19 protein-coding genes are annotated in these 15674 nt (G+C 68.4%); 13 read left to right on the top strand and 6 right to left on the bottom strand.

The window, feature by feature from the left end; genetic code table 11:
• The first annotated feature begins 605 nt into the window (after positions 1–605).
• Entirely contained in the window at positions 606–1097 is a 492-nt protein-coding gene (locus ACFUPX_RS04685) for a hypothetical protein (RefSeq protein ID WP_383315896.1), read from the top strand.
• A gap of 326 nt (positions 1098–1423) precedes the next feature.
• Here the strand turns inward: ACFUPX_RS04685 and ACFUPX_RS04680 are convergent, their stop codons facing one another.
• Positions 1424–1621 (bottom strand): hypothetical protein, encoded by a 198-nt coding sequence (locus ACFUPX_RS04680; protein ID WP_383315893.1) that lies wholly within the window; start codon positions 1619–1621, stop codon positions 1424–1426.
• A 532-nt stretch (positions 1622–2153) separates the two neighbouring features.
• Between ACFUPX_RS04680 and ACFUPX_RS04675 the strand changes: the two genes are divergently transcribed.
• The gene (locus ACFUPX_RS04675; RefSeq protein WP_383315890.1) at positions 2154–2879 is read left to right on the top strand and encodes a hypothetical protein; all 726 of its coding nucleotides are present in this window, start codon (positions 2154–2156) and stop codon (positions 2877–2879) included.
• A 1239-nt stretch (positions 2880–4118) separates the two neighbouring features.
• On the opposite strand, the gene ACFUPX_RS04670 is transcribed toward ACFUPX_RS04675, so the two are convergent.
• The 4 genes from ACFUPX_RS04670 to ACFUPX_RS04655 all read right to left on the bottom strand — a co-directional run bounded on the left by ACFUPX_RS04670 (position 4119) and on the right by ACFUPX_RS04655 (position 7676).
• Entirely contained in the window at positions 4119–4346 is a 228-nt protein-coding gene (locus ACFUPX_RS04670; RefSeq protein ID WP_383315888.1) for a hypothetical protein, read from the bottom strand.
• Positions 4347–4533: 187 nt separating this feature from the next.
• Positions 4534–4872: a hypothetical protein gene (locus ACFUPX_RS04665; protein ID WP_383315886.1), complete on the bottom strand. Its 339-nt coding sequence runs from the start codon at positions 4870–4872 to the stop codon at positions 4534–4536.
• A 1161-nt stretch (positions 4873–6033) separates the two neighbouring features.
• Entirely contained in the window at positions 6034–7353 is a 1320-nt protein-coding gene (locus ACFUPX_RS04660; RefSeq protein ID WP_383315882.1) for a saccharopine dehydrogenase, read from the bottom strand.
• A complete protein-coding gene (locus ACFUPX_RS04655; protein WP_383315879.1) occupies positions 7266–7676 on the bottom strand; it encodes a transposase in 411 nt (136 codons plus the stop codon). Before ACFUPX_RS04655 ends, ACFUPX_RS04660 begins: the two co-directional genes overlap by 88 nt.
• 434 nt (positions 7677–8110) lie before the next feature.
• Between ACFUPX_RS04655 and ACFUPX_RS04650 the strand changes: the two genes are divergently transcribed.
• Positions 8111–8788: a hypothetical protein gene (locus tag ACFUPX_RS04650; protein ID WP_383315876.1), complete on the top strand. Its 678-nt coding sequence runs from the start codon at positions 8111–8113 to the stop codon at positions 8786–8788.
• 508 nt (positions 8789–9296) lie between these two features.
• Here the strand turns inward: ACFUPX_RS04650 and ACFUPX_RS04645 are convergent.
• Complete coding sequence (locus ACFUPX_RS04645) at positions 9297–9467, bottom strand: hypothetical protein (RefSeq protein WP_383315873.1); 171 nt, start codon at positions 9465–9467, stop codon at positions 9297–9299.
• Between the two features lie 159 nt (positions 9468–9626).
• Here ACFUPX_RS04645 and ACFUPX_RS04640 point away from each other — a divergent pair, with 159 nt between their 5' ends.
• The 10 genes from ACFUPX_RS04640 to ACFUPX_RS04595 are packed head-to-tail and all read left to right on the top strand — an operon-like array spanning position 9627 to position 15656.
• A complete protein-coding gene (locus ACFUPX_RS04640; protein ID WP_383315870.1) occupies positions 9627–9944 on the top strand; it encodes a gas vesicle protein in 318 nt (105 codons plus the stop codon).
• Between the two features lie 40 nt (positions 9945–9984).
• Complete coding sequence (gene gvpJ / locus ACFUPX_RS04635; RefSeq protein ID WP_383315867.1) at positions 9985–10503, top strand: gas vesicle protein GvpJ; 519 nt, start codon at positions 9985–9987, stop codon at positions 10501–10503.
• A gap of 2 nt (positions 10504–10505) precedes the next feature.
• A complete protein-coding gene (locus ACFUPX_RS04630; protein WP_383315864.1) occupies positions 10506–11261 on the top strand; it encodes a GvpL/GvpF family gas vesicle protein in 756 nt (251 codons plus the stop codon).
• A 1-nt stretch (position 11262) separates the two neighbouring features.
• The gene (locus tag ACFUPX_RS04625; RefSeq protein WP_383315861.1) at positions 11263–11505 is read left to right on the top strand and encodes a gas vesicle protein GvpG; all 243 of its coding nucleotides are present in this window, start codon (positions 11263–11265) and stop codon (positions 11503–11505) included.
• Between the two features lie 44 nt (positions 11506–11549).
• Positions 11550–12800, top strand: a complete 1251-nt coding sequence (locus ACFUPX_RS04620) for a histone protein (RefSeq protein WP_383315858.1) — start codon at positions 11550–11552, stop codon at positions 12798–12800.
• A gap of 6 nt (positions 12801–12806) precedes the next feature.
• The gene (locus ACFUPX_RS04615; protein WP_383315855.1) at positions 12807–13859 is read left to right on the top strand and encodes an SRPBCC family protein; all 1053 of its coding nucleotides are present in this window, start codon (positions 12807–12809) and stop codon (positions 13857–13859) included.
• A 9-nt stretch (positions 13860–13868) separates the two neighbouring features.
• A complete protein-coding gene (locus ACFUPX_RS04610; protein ID WP_383315852.1) occupies positions 13869–14252 on the top strand; it encodes a gas vesicle protein in 384 nt (127 codons plus the stop codon).
• Positions 14252–15145 (top strand): GvpL/GvpF family gas vesicle protein, encoded by an 894-nt coding sequence (locus tag ACFUPX_RS04605; RefSeq protein WP_383315849.1) that lies wholly within the window; start codon positions 14252–14254, stop codon positions 15143–15145. The genes ACFUPX_RS04610 and ACFUPX_RS04605 overlap by 1 nt, the downstream gene beginning before the upstream one ends.
• Positions 15142–15378, top strand: coding sequence for a gas vesicle protein (locus tag ACFUPX_RS04600; protein WP_383315846.1), 237 nt, complete (start codon positions 15142–15144; stop codon positions 15376–15378). Before ACFUPX_RS04605 ends, ACFUPX_RS04600 begins: the two co-directional genes overlap by 4 nt.
• Positions 15379–15392: 14 nt before the next feature.
• Entirely contained in the window at positions 15393–15656 is a 264-nt protein-coding gene (locus ACFUPX_RS04595; protein WP_383315843.1) for a gas vesicle protein K, read from the top strand.
• Positions 15657–15674: the final 18 nt, after the last annotated feature.

Here is a 15674-nt window from a genome sequence, read left to right as displayed (position 1 = left end):
AAACCGCGTCCGCCAGCGGCGAACCGGCAGGCTCAGGCATCACGGGATCGTCTGCGAGCACGACCAGGACAACGGTGCAATACCGGCGCACTTCGTCTGATCTGCGGTAAAAGCGGCGGAATCAACCACGGACGGCGCCTTCCGACAGACCCAGATAAGCGGCGACCTGGCGATGCCCCGCACCCAGGGCAGCTATCTCCAGCCCCGCCCCGATCACCTCGGCCGTGTCCCTCTGCCGCGGCCACAGCTCCTCCGGCAAAAGCACGTGTGTGACCTGGCAGCCTGCGCAACGCGACCGACGGGGACGTACGAAGAAACGTGCACCGAGATCACCGCGGATCACACGCGGCCCGCCGTGACCCCACGGCGCCAACGTGGTCCCGCGTAACGGACACGTCAACTCAGCCGCCCGCAGCTGACGCTCCACCAGCAGCACGCCCGAGTCCACGATCAGCACCGGCACCTCCGCCTGGCCCGCAGCATTCGGCCGCGATTTCTCCAGGCAGGCCAGCATTCATGTGCGGATCACCCGGCCGGCGACCCCGCCGGAAGACAACCCCACCCCTGCCACCCTGCCTTCATCAGGAAGCAGCGATGATGCCCCCGTGGCGACAACCCTTGAACTCCTTGCGGACTACCACCAGATCCACGTCATGGACGAGCAATCCGAAGGCGACCCTGGGGGCGTGTGGACCGAACAGACCCTCCTGGACGGGCTCGGCGTCACCGACGGCGCCCTAGCCATCCGCACCGCCGTCAACGTCACCGTGGCAGTCAGCGTCCATGTCCTCCCACAACAGCCCGACGATGAAGGCAAGGATTTTGACCACGTCGTCGAGGCCAGTCTCCACCTGGCTTCGGGACGCCTCGTCGTGATGGGCTGCACCGACTACTTCCCCGACGCGGCACGCTTCGACATGCCTGCCGACTGGATTCGGGTACGAGCTTCTCGACGGAACCTCGCTGCTGCCGTCGAGGCGGACATCGACTCGTACGAGTCACCCGAGACTGCCGAGCAACTTCGACTGCAAGCCTGGCCCGCTCAGTTTTCCGCGCCGCACATCATCAAGCGGTGGGTACAGCCCGAGACGGCGTAGCCCTTCGCATGTCGGCTCTGCGTGTCCACCGTGTCGTCGCACACCAAGGAACATCCTGGGCATCCGACCTCTCACACGAACGTCGCCACCGCGACTGTCGCCAAGCCGCAGTTCCTGTTCATGCAGAAAGTCGCTCACCAGGCGATGCGGCAGGCCGTCGATCCGTACGGCGGGACCATCCCCGCGCGGGCCCGGGGAGCACCGGCCACCCAGCGTGGTACCTGATCTCGTAGGGATCCCCGCGCCCACGGGGATGGTCCATGATTTCGCAGTCGCCTAACAAGTCGCCCTTTTCAATGGCTGGTCAGGGATTGAATGTGTCTGGTCTAGCCAGACCGTTGCAGGACGATCACAACGATCGTTTTGTCGCGGTAGGCACCGTCCTCGGTCAGGCGCTCGAGGGTGTCGACGATGGTTTCAGCTTCCTTGGGGTTGTGGATGCGGCTCTCGCGGCCAACCGTTGCCCCGCCCGCCAGATCCTCATCACCGACACCGGACGCGCCCGCCTCACGGACGCACGGCACAGCCTCGGCGCCGCGTCAGCGGGCGTCGGCCTCCAACCCTCCTTCGCGTGGCGAGCACCACAGAGCAGCACCGCGCGGCGAACGCGGCTCCGGGTCGGCTCAGTACTTCGTCAACCGTCCGAGCCGCTCGAAGTAGAAGCTCCATTTTCATGCCAGTGCAGGGGCGGGCCGTGCGGGGAACGCCCCGGCCCGCCGTACAGGACTTGGTGCGCCTGCACCTGCGTGACGCCGCAGGACCGCTTGCCCGTCATGGGGCATCCATCCCCTGACGTGCATACGGACGAAGCGCGTCCGACGGGGTTCTGCTCGACCAGCCAGTGCTGGGCCGGCAATCGGGCAGTGGGCCTTGCAGCCGCCCGGTCTCACGGCGCTCCTCGTCCTCGCTTGCGCGGGGCCTCGCCCCTGGACGCGCTCGCTATGCGTCTGGTCTGTGGTGATTCTGCCTAGTCATTCGCTCAGAGTCCCACCACCGGCAGCATTCGATCCCCCGGACCGCGTTTCCGCGTCAGCCGCGGCAGGCCATACTGCACGTATGGACACTGACCCCTTGGACAGTTCCTCCGCTGCAGACAATGCCGCACAGCCCCCGTCCTCGCGTGCCCGGGACCGGCAACAGACGGCCGACGAGCGCGAGGCCGCCGCGGACAAGCGGGAGATGGCCGCGGACAAGCGGGAGGCCGCCGCCGACAGCCGGGAAAGTGCCGCGGACGATCGCGAGGCCGCCGCCGACAAGCGGGAATTCGCCGTGGATACGTGGCAGGAACAACTCGCCGACCAAGAGGAGAACCTGGATCAACGGCTGCGTACCGCCGGGGAAGCCAGGCCCACCCTTCGCGAGCGCGCCTACGAACAGATCGACCGGGCCCAGGACCTGCTGACGGCAAGCCAGGAACGTCTGGAGCGCAGCCAGGCCAGACTGCACCGCTCGGACGAGAACGACCAGCGCGAACAGGAGGCCATCGACCGGGAGTCGGGAGCCTCTGCCGTGGCCGCAAACAGGCGCCTGCCGGCCCCGGCGCTGCTCGCAGTCATGGAAGCCCGGGCCAACCAGCTTCAGGAGCAGGCCGCATCGGCGGCCCAGGCGCTGGCCAGAGCCCAGGATGCGCTGGCCCAGGAGCACCAACTCCATCACCGGGTCCAGCAAGCCGACGACCACCGGGAGCGCGCCGTGCAGGCCCGCACGGCGGCCATCGCGCTGCAAGTCATCGGCAAAGAACCGCCCCGGGGTGGCACCAGAGCCGCACCTCGCCCGGGCTGACCACGGCGTTCGCAGGATGTCCGCTGTGAAGAGCTCTTCCTGATGCTCGTGGGACAGAGCGGAGACCGGGGTCTTCCCGGCGGCAAGCCGAACTGGGGGCCTGCTGAGTGTCAGTGACTCTGCTGCTTGAAGACCGACAATTCGGTTTCCTCACCCTGAAGCTGAGTGTAAGTATCCTCAGCCTGAGAAAGATGGTCCTCTAAGCTCCCCGGCGATGGAGTGTCGGCACTCGCGGGAGCTGCACCATTTCCGGCAAGGGCGGCAACGGTTGCCACGACCAGCATGGTTACACCGGATACAGACCTCCTGGATCGGGATACTTCTCCCATCTAGCCATGCCGATACACCGGTCCTCCGCACGACACTCGTCACGCTAGAAAAGGTCCCATTCGGGAGTTGCTGGCCGGGTTTCCAGCTTTTCTTTCCGGCGGTCAGGCGCCGCGTCAAGCGTGTTGGGAGCAACAGATCAAGTGAGACGCACCATTCTGCCCGCGCCGTTACGCGGCGAGCCGAGCAGATCAGGTGGACACGCGTTCGGCATCCACCGGCCCAAACGGTGCGCCGGTCGGCGCGGGTGCCCTCTTAAACAGCACGACGCCGCCTGGGCAAGCCCGAGCGGGACCACGCCGACGGTGCATATAGCGCGGGTTTTCGTGCGCTCGGTGCGCCCTTTGCGTCCGTAGTGATCCATGCGCCCCCTGTGCAGCTCTGTTGCGGTGCCGAGCAGGCGGGCGAGGCCGTCGATGATCTCGATAAGGAACCTCACGGGCCACCCTTCAGTGCGTAGGGCCGGGCGGTGCGGCACAAGATCGCCTGGGCATCCCCATGGCGGAGGGCTGTACTTGTGAGGCGTGGCCTGCCGCCACCCGGAGTAGCCCCGGTGATGCGGTCTTGACTTGTCGTCGATCAAGAACGTTGGCGTTGTGTGAACACCATCAAACGCACGCTTGTAGCGGCAGCTCTGACGACCGCGACTCTCGCTCTCGGCTTCACTTCCATAGCCGACGCCAGCGCACACGGCCCGTGCTGGCCCCAGCAGCAAACTCAGCGGTGGGACCAGAACCAGCAGGCCCAGGCTTACCAACAGGGTCTGCAACCCGGGGAGCCGGGCTACACGCCTCCACGGTGCTGGCACTAGGCATTACCAGGGGCTAGCGCAGCCCGTGTGGCGCGCTTCTGAGCCTTTTGGTAGCCCGCCACAGCAAGGGCCTAGCAGGGGCCGATCGCTCTCGGGCACCCTCAGCTCAGCGCCCTCCGCACCTGCGCCGCGATGATCGCGGCGCAGGTGTCGGCTGCCTCTGTAAGGGGAGTTCGAGGTATCTCGCGGTGCTTCCCGTCGTGCCGGTAGGTCATCTCCTCGTGCTGCCGGACGGCGTAGGGGGTGTCGTAGGACACGGCGGCGGTGAGCGCGTTCGCGTCGACCGTGGCGCCCCTGGAGCGTTCGAGGGTGGCCTCTTCGATCGGCACGCGGCGGCGTGAGACGCCGAGGACGTATGGCGGCGAGCGACAGACCGCCGGCGGCGCCCTGGCGTGTGGGGATGAGGGCGGCGCGTCGCCATTCCAGCGAAGAAGATCGCGGAGACCACCCGCTGCCGCTTTCTGAGCCTTTCTTTGCGCTGCCGAGCATCGTTCTGATTCACCGTGCGGACGGTGCTCAGGCGGAACCCGTGTTCCCCGCCTCCGAGATGCTGCTCGGGCGTGCGTGCCACGACGACGGGGGCAGTTCGTCGATGAGTCGCAGGGTTTGGATCTGGTCCCATCCGTGTGCGGTGAGTCTTTCTCGCAGGCTCAGAGCGGGGGTGGCGCGGATGAGCAGGCACTGGGGTGGTTGGAGGTAGTTGGCGAGGGCGACGAGGATCGCCAGGGCGCTGTTGGCGATGTAGTGGACACCGGTCAGGTCGATGGTGATCTCGTGTGTGGTGCGATGCTGCCCGGTCACGGCCAGCATCAGGGCGCCCCTGTGCTCGCCGAGAACCTGTCCGAACAGGGACACGCCCCCGGGGGTGCTTGATGGGACGATGAGTAGAAGATCGTCGGCGAAGTAGCCGTGCATAGAAGGTCCCGGGCGCTATGCACCGCAGCAGGGGCAAGACTTAAGGGGGCAGTCCCGAAAGCGGCCCGTCTCGCAGCGCAAGGTGGCGAGCGCTGAGACCCGCTGGCAGCCGTTGGCGGAGAGGCCCTACTCCGGGCCCGAGTGATCGCCGGTACGCCGTTGCCGCGCTGACGGCAAGCAGACATTCCACGGACTAGTTCCTAACGTACCCCCGCCAGGGCTCCAACCGATAGGGCCACGAAGCGCCCACCATCCCCGCACAGGAGCCTCGTTGACCATCCGGCACTTCGCTGGGTGGCGGCATGCTGCCCCTCGCGCCGACAGGCGGCCAGTACCCGCTCACGCGAAAGCGCCTTCCATGCCGCACCGAAGGAACTCTTGAGGGGTTGAGCCCGGTTGGAATAGAAGGCGCTTTCTACGTGCAAGATATCGATTCACTGTCCAAGCATCCCCGTCCCGGCTGACGGAGACGGCGGTGGTAGCTCACGCCAGAGCACGGCTGCTGGGTGATCTTGCCAGTGCGATGGCGGACGTTGACGTCCGCGTCGTCAGCAAGCAGGAGCTATCGGCCGCAGCAGTGGCGGGAAGACCTCGCCCCTCGAGTCATCAAGGCACCTGCGCCGACGGCCCAAGTACAGCGAGGGCAGCGAGTCCCAGGCCGTCGTCGTCGCCAGTCTCAGCGAGAGCCTGCGAACTGGGCGCGGCGGAACCCGCCGCTGGTGCGGGCCCCGAAGGATCCTTCGGGGCCGCAACGTGCTCGGATGAGCCGACAGGCGTGAAGCCAGCCGGTTTGACGCTCATGTCGAGGTGGTCCCACAACGCGCTGCATCGCGGTTACGGGATCACTATCGCCTTGAGTACATCAGACCTGGGTAACCCCGATCGCCGGGGCTCCTGCAGGAAATCCACCGCAACTACAAGCCCGACCTCCTCCGATGCCTCAGCGCCCACGAGAAGTAGGGGCCGTCTGGCCCGGGTTGACCGAGCGAGCACAGAGGGACTATCCGGACTTGCCCAGGCCCAATCCGCCGGAGGCACCACATCCGCTGGGCGATACGCAGCACTGGATCCGCGAAGGGTGCGATTCCTCTGAAGTGAGGGTCAGCTGTCACCGGGCGCGCCGATGAAGGCAGCGTCGGTTTCCGCCATCCGCTCGACCGCATAGGCCGGGTCGAGCAACGCCTCGAGGGTGTGGATGCCCGGTGTGACGGCTTCGCCACGCAGCCCGAGCAATCGCTCGACGCCGAGGGCGATGCCGGTTGCGGTCAAGGGGCGCTGCCCTTCCGGGTGGACCAGGTAGCGGCTCGTACGGATCGGTGCACCCCCTCGGCCTGCTCCTTCGAGGTCGATCCGTGCCTCGAAGGAAGCGGGTTCGACGCGGCGCCGGCTCGCGGATTCACCGACGGCGAAGTCGACGCGGTCGTTAGGCGCGTCCGTCGCGAGGGCGAGTCTTGGTCCGTCGAGGATGGCAATGCTCTGGCCGGGCAGATCGGTGCCGTCGGTACTGCACACGTCCGCCTGTGCGTCGGGGCCGATGGCCCAGGTGAAGACTCTCTCTCGGCGCCCGAGTCCCGCCGAGGTGGCGGTGGGCCACCGCTGCAGATCCGCCATTCCCCCGGGGCCGCCGGTGTCCAGGTCGTTCAGGACAGCACTGATCCGGATGGTGTCGATCCGGTCGAACTGCCGGGCCGAGTGCAGTGCCGCGAGGGCGAGGGTCCCGGCGCAGTAGTGGCTGGCCACCAGGAGCGGCCCAGCATTTGTCCGCTGAGCGCCCGCGACGACCACCGGCGCGATGTCCGCCAGGCCGCTGGAGATGCTGAGATGCGGCAGCCCGCGATGCTGCGCGTAGCGTAGCCCGTTCAGGTGGTCGTCCCAGGGCGCGGCGACCACCGCCGGGTAGCTGCGGTCGGCCGTAAGGCCGAGATCGCTGCGCCGCAGGTCGACGGTCGCGGCTGTTGCGGCGCCGAGTTCGTCGGCCGCCCGCTGTGCGCGATCGATGTCACGACCCGTGATCGTCAGCGGCAGTGCCGGGTGCCACCGGCGCAGGAGGGCGGCGCCCCCGCCCCCGCCTGGCACGTACCGCCCGAGATCAGTACCGATTCCGGCTGTCGCACTGCGGGGTTCGGGCCAGACGAGCGTCCACCTCCCTGATCTGTTCGGATAGCTGGCCGATCTGCTGAGCCAACAGCCCCAGGGTGACCCGCGTGGCCTGCACACCGACTCCTCGCCGGCCCACTCGCAACTGCTCGCTTCGGCGAAGCCGGCACAGGTACGGAAGAGCTCGGCATCACCCAGTCCAGCCAGCTCTTCCCGCAGGGCCGGGTCGGCAGTGATCAGGACGGACTTGAGCTGATTGACGGCCTGCGTGCGGGCCTTGACGGCCAACGCCTTCGTGAGCTTGTACAACCTGGCGATCTGCACCGGCCCGTCGCCCGCCTTGGCCCCGGGGCGCGAGCCCGCCCCCTCAGCACGGCTCGCGCCGCGTTCTGGGCATCGAGCGGATCCGACTTACCGCGCCGCCGGCGATCCGCCCGGCCCATCAGGTTCACGTCCAACACGTCCACACCCTGCGCCAGCAGATAGCGCGACAGGGACGCCCCGTAGGAGCCAATCCCTTCCACCCCGGCTCGCCTCACCACACCCGACTTCCTGGCCCATTTCAGCAGGTCCCAGTACCCGGCGGCGGTGCAGGAAGGCGACGGCGACTCCGCGGCGCGAACGGGTCCGTTCTTGGTCGGCGACATTGTCATAGCCCATGAAGTTGAGGAATCGACGGCGGAGTCTTCCGTTAAGGGGTGAGGGCCGCCAGCGTGAAGCGCGCGTCGCGATGGCCGACGGCGTCCGGGTTACCACTGCAGGTCAGCGGCACCGACTTACCGCTGCGGCATCTCGGGCATCGCCACATGGCGTGGAGTGCGGCGCGGGCGTAACGTCGATTAAGGGCGAGATACGGCACGTGGGGCTCGCGCGTGCGCCGATCCGCTTGCCGGGAGGTCGCGGCATGATACGGGGTATCCGCAACACCATTGGTTTGATCTTGGCAGCCGTCGGCGCTGCCGCCGCCCTCTGGGCGCCATTCCGCAGTTGGTACAACGGACGGCTCGGACACGACTTCCGGGTCTGGGAACTCTTTACGGGAGCCGGCGTGACGAACTCGGGCGCGGGTTTGTTCGCGTCCATGTTCCTGCCCCTCCTCGTCGGTGCGGTCCTCACGCTCCTCGGCGTGGTATTCAGATCTCGCCTGCTGGTCCTCAGCGCCGGAATCATCACCCTCGGATTCGCCATCCTGTGGATGGTCCGGCAAGGACAGGCCCAGGGCAGCCTGACGGTCACGGGAGACGGCGACGGGCTCGGCAGCGGAGTGGCCCTCGCCCTGATCGGCGGTCTCCTCATGCTGATCGGGTCGGCCATCATGGGCGGACGCGAGCCCCGGCGTCTGCGCGAGGAGCGCCGACAGCACGAGCGGGACACCGCGCACCTTGACGACCGGGATCGCCGCAGCGCCGACACCGACCGTCCTTACGGTATGGCCGCCCGAGAGCAGGACGCGGCGGACGCCCCCGCCCCGACCAGCACCCAGGACATGCGCCCCGGCGCCGGTTCCGGCCACCGAACCCCACCGGGAGGCGGCGCGCCACAAGGATTCGCGTGGCAGCCGCAGCGGCAGGAGTCGGCACCGCCGGGCCAACCGGCCCCGGCCAGGGAGGTCCCGGCCAGGGAGACGGACAGCAACGACCCCACGCGCGGCGATGCCGACCGCACGCAGCACGAGCAGAGCGACGAGGCCGGTGGCTCCCGCGCGTCGGACGAAAACCACTGGGGCCCCGGGCATACGCACCGCGGTGACCGCCCCTGAGCTAGGCCAGAAGCCGCTACCTACGCCTCCCCACGGTTCGGCGGCTCCGTGCACGGTCAAGCACGTCGCCCTGGCCCCCGGTCCATGCCGCTCGGCCTAGAACGATCAGGCCGACCATGAGGTGAAGATGGCCCGTCTGCAGCCGGTCGGTCTCCCCTCCGGAGCCGAGCGCATGGCGCGTCCGCTCGGTGAGCACACCGTTCGGGCACTGGAGATGATCCGCGAACGCGACAACTTCCTCGGCGGCGACATCGGGCTTCGCGATGGACGCAGTGCTTGCCGCTCCGCAGGCGACGTACCCGCCGGACGATTGGGCGGAGTATTAACGACGGCACCGCGACCGGCCCGAGTGACCCAGCAGCCTTGCTCCCCTCCCAGCGTGTCGGTGAGGTCTGAAGCAGACGGTCCATCCTGGACTCGAATCGCCGACAAGGCAGCGTGGGCCAGCTCGATGGTGGCGCGCCTTGCAAGTGGACGTCGCCGCGGTCCCGGTGAGCGACGTGGAGCCTCAGAGCGCGGGCGAGCTAAACGTCGGTCGGGCCGCGGTCGCCTCCTGTCCCCCGACGTCCTGTTCTCCGAGGAACCGACGGAACAGGACGTCGGGGGCGGCGTTGGGGTTGACCGGTATCACCTCGACGGCCTGCCGAGCGAGCCGGTAGGTGCTCTGGGCGCGATTCACGTGGCCTCGTCGCGCGACGCGGGGCGTTCGCCGGAACCGTCGCTGGCAGGCGTAACGGCGGCCAAGGCTGACTGCCACGCGCCGCCCCGTCCACTCGACCGCTACCTGTTCGGTCTATCAGCCCGCGCAGTCCCGGGCGCGTCGTTCAAGAGTGGTCGCATGACGGAGCAGCGTTCACGACGTTCCCAGGCCGCCCCTCGCCGGTCCGCCGCGCGCGGTGCCGCTGACATGCGGGAACTGGTCCGCGACGCCTGCGAGACGCTGAGCGACCTCATCGGGCACCCCGCCGAAGGGGTGTCCGCCGTCTGTCCGACCGAGAGCGACGGCTGGCGCGTGTGCGTGGATGTGCTGGAAGTGCCGCGCATCCCCGACACCACCAGTCTCCTCGCCACCTACGAGGTGGATCTGGACGCGCAGGGTCGCCTGACGCAGTACCGCAGAGTCCGCCGCTACCGACGCGGCTGGGCGGACAGCTGAGGCGCAGCCTCGTGCGCCGTCGAAAGGAGCAGGGCCTGCCATGACCACCACCACCTACAGCGAGGACGTCGTCGCCTGCGCACCACGCGCCGGCACCCTCTACGACGTACTGGAGCTCATACTCGACCGCGGCATGGTGATCGACGTCTTCGTTCGCGTGTCGCTGGTCGGCATCGAGATCCTGAAGATCGACGCCCGCATCGTGATCGCGTCCGTCGACACCTACCTTCGCTTCGCCGAGGCGTGCAACCGTCTCGACCTCGAAAACGACTCCCGCAGCAAGACCGTCCCGGAGCTCTTTGGCGGCGGGGCCGCTGCCAAGACGATCGGCAAGGCCGGCGCCAAGAAGGCCGCACGCTCTGTGGGCGACAAGGTCAAGGACACCCTGGGCCTCGACTCCTCGGACGACGATGACGACGCGGACGACGAGCGCGAGGAGTCCCGCCCGCACCGACGCGCCGCGTCGCGTGCGCCCGCCCGCTCCCGCGGTGGGTCCGGCAGCCGTGGCAGCCAGCGGCCCCGCTCGCGACACCGCGACGAAGACGACGAAGAGGACTGATCGTGCCGACTCCGCCCGACGCGTACAGCCTGTATGTGTATGCCATCGCTGCTTCCGACACGGCCGCGCACGCCAAGCGCTGCCGAGCCGTCGGGGACGAGAACGCCGTGGTGTCCCTGCTGAGTCAGGGCGGACTGGCCGCCGTCGTCAGCTCTGTGTCCGGCCGACCGCGAGCCCGGCGCCGGGATCTGAGCGCTCATCAGGACGTGCTCCGCGCGCTCGCCGCGAACGGCCCCGTGCTGCCCATGCGTTTCGGTGTGATCGCCCCGGACGCGGAGACCGTTCTGACCGGTCTCGACTCCGCGAGGACGGCCCATCTCGACGCTCTGGAACGGCTGGCCGGCAAGGCCGAGTGGAACCTCAAGGGTGCGTCCGTGCCCGAGGCCCTGCCCGACCTCATGCGCGAGGACGCGAACCTGCGTGCCTTGCGCGAGAGCACGCGGCGGCGGCCGGGCTACGAGGCCAACGTGAGTCTTGGTCAAGCCGTGGCCGCGGGCCTTCAGCGCAGGGCCGAGCAGGCCGCCGCCGAGGTGGTGGCGCAACTGCGCCCGCTGGCAGCCGAGTTGAGCGAGGGGCGGGACATCGCCGGAGGGGCACTCAACGCCTCCTTCCTCGTGCCGCACGCGGCTGAGACGGCGTTCAGGCGTGCCGTCGACACACTCGCGGCCCGCCACCAGGGACGGATCGCGCTGACCCTCACCGGCCCTTTGCCCTGTTACAGCTTCGTGGCCGCCGAAGCCGTGCCCACGGGTGCCTGACGTGGGGCTCATCAGCGCACTGCTCTTGCTTCCTCTGGCCCCTGTCCGTGGCGTCGGCTGGGTCGCGGACAGGCTGATCGAGGCGGCGGAGGACGAGCTGTATTCACCGGACGCGGTCAGAGCCCGGCTCGCCGCTCTCAACGAAGCCTTGGACCAGGGCGAGATCGAGCTCGACCACTTTGAACGTGAGGAGGAGAAGCTGCTCGACCTGCTCGAGCGGCGACCTCACGTATCGGCCTCCTGACGTCTCCGCGACGTTGTCCGTCATCGACCATACGGGACTTCCTCATGAACGAAACAAGCAAAATCGCGCTCGGCGCCGCACTGGCGGGCGGATATCTCCTCGGCCGGACGAAGAAGGCGAAGTTCGCCTTCGCGGTGGGCACGTACCTCGCAGGTCGCAAGTTCAGTCTCTCACCGCAGGAACTGCTCAATCAGGGTCTGCAACGGCTGCGTGAGACACCCCAGTTCGCCGACCTCACCGACCAGGTGCGCGGCGAGCTGATGGGCGCCGGGCGCTCGGCCGTGTCGGCTGCCGCGGACCGCCACCTGGCGTCCTTCGCCGACATGCTGCACGAGCGTACGCAGACCCTGCGTTCGGGGCGGGACGAGGATGAATATGACGACGAGCAGGACGCGTACGAGGACGACGAGGAGCCGGAGGACCGGGACGAGCGAGGGGATCGTTCCGACGACGGCGATGAGGATGAATACGGACCTGAGGAAGACGAAGAGGACGAGGAAGGCGAAGAAGGCGAGGAGGACGAGGACGAGGGATCACCGAGGCGTCGTGGGCCGTCGCGCAGGCACGGCCATGCTCCCGAGCGCAACGAGCGATCGCGCAGGGAGCCGGACCGTCAGGCGGCGTCGCGCCGCGACACGGGCCGGGAGCGTTCGGCTGCGCGCTCGGCCACGAAGCGGAGTTCGACCAAGAGAGCCGCGGCCAAGAAGTCGGCGTCGGGCAAGACAGGCAGGACGGGGAAGTCCGGCCGGCAGGCGTCCGGCCGTTCGTCGCCATCCGGCCGATCGGCAGATGCGGAATCGGCGAGCGGTTCTCGCGGCGAAGCGGCCTCCGGGAGGACGGCCTCCGGTCAGCATCCCGCGAAGAAGTCGTCCTTGCAGGTGAAGAAGACCGCGGCGAAGAAGACCAGCCCGTCGCAGACCGCGGCGAAGAAGACGGCCTCTGCCAAGAAGACCACCGCGAAGAAGACGCCAGCCAAGAAGACCACGGCGAAAAGGACGGCCTCTGCCGATCCCGCCAAGAAGACGGCGAAGTCGGCCACGAAGAAGGCGACACCGAGCAAGAGTTCGGCGGCGAGCAGGAAGCCGGCGTCCAGCAAGAAGACCGCCCCGGCAAAGAAGGCCGCACCGGCGAAAAAGGCTGCGGCGAAAAAGGCAGCCCCGGACAAGAAGGCTGCGGCGAAAAAGGCCACTCAGAGCAAGAAGACCACCCAGGCGAAGAAGACCGCCGCCAAGAGGACCGGTGCTGCCAAGCGGGCGACCGGGAAGTCGACGCCGCGTTCGAGGCAGAGGAGCTGACCGGCCATGGCCGAACGGAAAAGCAGTGGCAGGAGCAAGAAGGGCACCGGCAGCCAGAAGGGCGGTGGCGATGAGTCTGGCATGGACCGGTTGCGCAGCGAGCTCACGGACTTCCTCGGGGCCCAGGCCGAGGAGCTGACCGACCGGGCGGGCGACGCGCTGAGCGGACTCACCGACAAGCTGCAGGGCGCCGCGGAGAACGGGGGCACGATGCCGCGCATCGGGGCTCGGGTGATGAAGGGCGAATCTCCCGCGAAGGCCGCCTTCGCGGAGAAGGCCAAGGACGTCAAGGACAACATCGTCGGCAAGGCGAAGGACCTCTTCTCGTCGGGCGGGGGCGGGGGAGGCGGTGACGCCAAAGTCACCAACATCGTTGAAACCGTCGACGTGGGCGTCCCGCTGCGCGCGGCGTACGACAACTGGACGCAGTACGAGGAGTTCAGCGGATTCACCAAGGGCGTCAAAAGCGTGTCGACGTCGGACGAGGTCAGCTCCGACTGGAAGCTGAAGGTGGGCCCGTCCAACCGCAGTTGGAAGGCCACGGTTCAAGAACAGCTGCCTGACGACCGGATCGTCTGGTCGTCAGAGGGCAGTAAGGGCAGTACCCGGGGAGCCGTCAGCTTCCATGAACTCGCCCCGACACTGACCCGCATCGTCGTGATCGTCGAGTACTACCCCGCCGGATTCTTCGAGAAGACCGGCAACCTGTGGCGCGCCCAGGGCCGTCGCCTCCGGCTCGACCTCAAGCACTTCGCCCGGTACGTGACGCTGAACGCGGACGACGAGGTGGAAGGCTGGCGCGGCGAGATCCGTGACGGAGAGGTCGTCAGGTCCCACGAGGAGGGTCTGGAGGACGACGAGGACCGCGACACCGACAACGAGAACGAGGGCGAGGAGGAGTACGCGGACTCGCAGGAAGGGGAACAGAACGAGGACGGCGAAGACGGCGAAAGCGAGGACGGCGACTACCCGGAGGACGAGGACCAGGCCGACGAGGATGAGCCCGACGAGGACGACGAAGACGACGAGCCGGTCCGTCCTTCCCGAAGGAGGAGGTGACCGGCTGTCATGAGCGATCTCGACACCTGGCGCTCCCCGCAGGCGCCGCACACCGCAGGCCCTGCCAACGGCAGCCTCGCGGACATCCTCGAGCGTGTGCTGGACAAAGGCATCGTCATCGCCGGTGACATCAAGATCGACCTGCTGGACATCGAACTGCTCACGATCCGTGTACGCCTTTTCATCGCCTCCGTCGACACCGCGCGCAAGGCAGGCATCGACTGGTGGGAAACGGACCCAGCTCTCTCCTCGCGTGCCGCTCGAGACGACCTCCGCGAGGAGAATCGCCGCCTGCGTGAACGGCTGGACGAGCTGGAGCCTGCCGACGACGACGCGGACCGCAGGCTCCGTGAGCTACGGCGACATGACCGGACGAAGGAGACGCCCCGCTGATGGCCGACATGCCGACCACTCCCCACGCCGTGTGCGTGTTCGCCGTCCGCCGAGGCCGCAGCCCCGACCTGCCGCCGGAGCTGTCCGGCCATGAGGGCGGCGGCCCTCTGCGACTCGTTCCTGTGGGCGCGTTGTGGGCCGTGGTCCAGAGTGTCCCGGCCGCCGCGTACTCGGAGGAGTCGCTGCACGGAAGGCTGTCCGAGCCGGCGACCCTCGAGCGCTGCGTGCGCGCCCATCACGCCGTGGTCACCGCGTTCGCCGCGCGGGCCGGGGCGGTCCCGCTTCCGCTCGCGACGCTCTATCACTCGCAGGAGCGTGCCCGGACGGCTCTGGTGGCGCACACGCCGCGCCTCGAGCGCAGCCTGGCGCGGATCGCGGGCCGAGCGGAGTGGGCGGTGAAGGTCAACCTGCTCGCTGCCTCCGCCGCGGCCCCGTCGGCCTTCACGGCCGAAGCGGGTGAGACGCCCCCGCCCGGGGGCCGCGCCTACCTCGCGCGACTGCGTGAGCGCGGCCAGGACCGTGAACAGCGCAGGGCACGGGCCGTACAGGCGGCCGAGCTACTGGACCGCGCGGTCCTCTCCATCGCCGATGCCACCGTACGGCGGCGGCCGCACAGCGCGGAGATCACCGGACGGAACCGTGTCCAGCTCATGAACGCCGCCTACCTGGTTCCCGAGGGGCGTGGCGCGGAGCTGCTCGAACTCGTGGACCGACTGAGGGCGGCGCCCGAATTCCAGGACTCCGAAGTCGAGGTCACCGGGCCCTGGGTGCCCTACTCGTTCGTCGAGGCCGCCTCCTTCACGGAGGTGACCGATGCGCCGGACGACCGGCCGGCGCTCACCGAGAAACCTTGCGGACAAGGCGCTCACGACACCGTGGGGAGTCGCGCATGAGCCCGCACACGGTCTCGCAGCCCGTGGCCTGGCAGGGACCGGACAGCGGTGCTCCGATCGGCGTCCCCCTGGTCGACCTACTCGACCGGGTTCTGGGCACCGGGGTGGTGGTCAGCGGGGATCTGGTCATCGCGATCGCGGAGGTCCCCCTCGTACGGATCTCGTTGCATGCCCTGCTTGCCTCGGTGAGCGAGCGCGTTCCCGCGCCCTGGGCGGACGGGGGCCCGCTGTGAGCCACACCGCGCGCGTGGACCTCGATGCCGAGGAGGTTGGCCGCGACCTGGCCTCTTTGGTCCTGACGGTCGTCGAGCTGCTCCGACAGCTGATGGAGCGTCAAGCGGTACGCCGGTTCGATGCCGGCGAGCTCACCGCCGAACAGGAGGAGCGGGTCGGCACCGCGCTCATGCTTCTCGACGAACGCATGACGGATTTGTGCGAGCGCCATGGCCTGCGCCGCGAGGACCTGAACCTCGACCTGGGACCACTCGGGTCGCTGCTCCCGTACGACTGACCCACCTGCGAGGAAGAC

This window comes from Streptomyces sp. NPDC057302 (assembly GCF_042667685.1).
Classification (GTDB): domain Bacteria; phylum Actinomycetota; class Actinomycetes; order Streptomycetales; family Streptomycetaceae; genus Streptomyces.
Note: the sequence above shows the minus strand (reverse complement) of the source record. Positions and strands in the feature narration are given on the sequence as shown.

Coding starts and splice junctions, on each gene's coding strand:
- ACFUPX_RS04675 (WP_383315890.1), top strand. CDS start 2,154: ATGGACACTGACCCCTTGGACAGTTCCTCCGCTGCAGACAATGCCGCA.
- ACFUPX_RS04655 (WP_383315879.1), bottom strand. CDS start 7,676: ATGTCGCCGACCAAGAACGGACCCGTTCGCGCCGCGGAGTCGCCGTCG.
- ACFUPX_RS04650 (WP_383315876.1), top strand. CDS start 8,111: ATGTTCCTGCCCCTCCTCGTCGGTGCGGTCCTCACGCTCCTCGGCGTG.
- ACFUPX_RS04640 (WP_383315870.1), top strand. CDS start 9,627: ATGACGGAGCAGCGTTCACGACGTTCCCAGGCCGCCCCTCGCCGGTCC.
- gvpJ (WP_383315867.1), top strand. CDS start 9,985: ATGACCACCACCACCTACAGCGAGGACGTCGTCGCCTGCGCACCACGC.
- ACFUPX_RS04620 (WP_383315858.1), top strand. CDS start 11,550: ATGAACGAAACAAGCAAAATCGCGCTCGGCGCCGCACTGGCGGGCGGA.
- ACFUPX_RS04615 (WP_383315855.1), top strand. CDS start 12,807: ATGGCCGAACGGAAAAGCAGTGGCAGGAGCAAGAAGGGCACCGGCAGC.
- ACFUPX_RS04610 (WP_383315852.1), top strand. CDS start 13,869: ATGAGCGATCTCGACACCTGGCGCTCCCCGCAGGCGCCGCACACCGCA.
- ACFUPX_RS04605 (WP_383315849.1), top strand. CDS start 14,252: ATGGCCGACATGCCGACCACTCCCCACGCCGTGTGCGTGTTCGCCGTC.
- ACFUPX_RS04600 (WP_383315846.1), top strand. CDS start 15,142: ATGAGCCCGCACACGGTCTCGCAGCCCGTGGCCTGGCAGGGACCGGAC.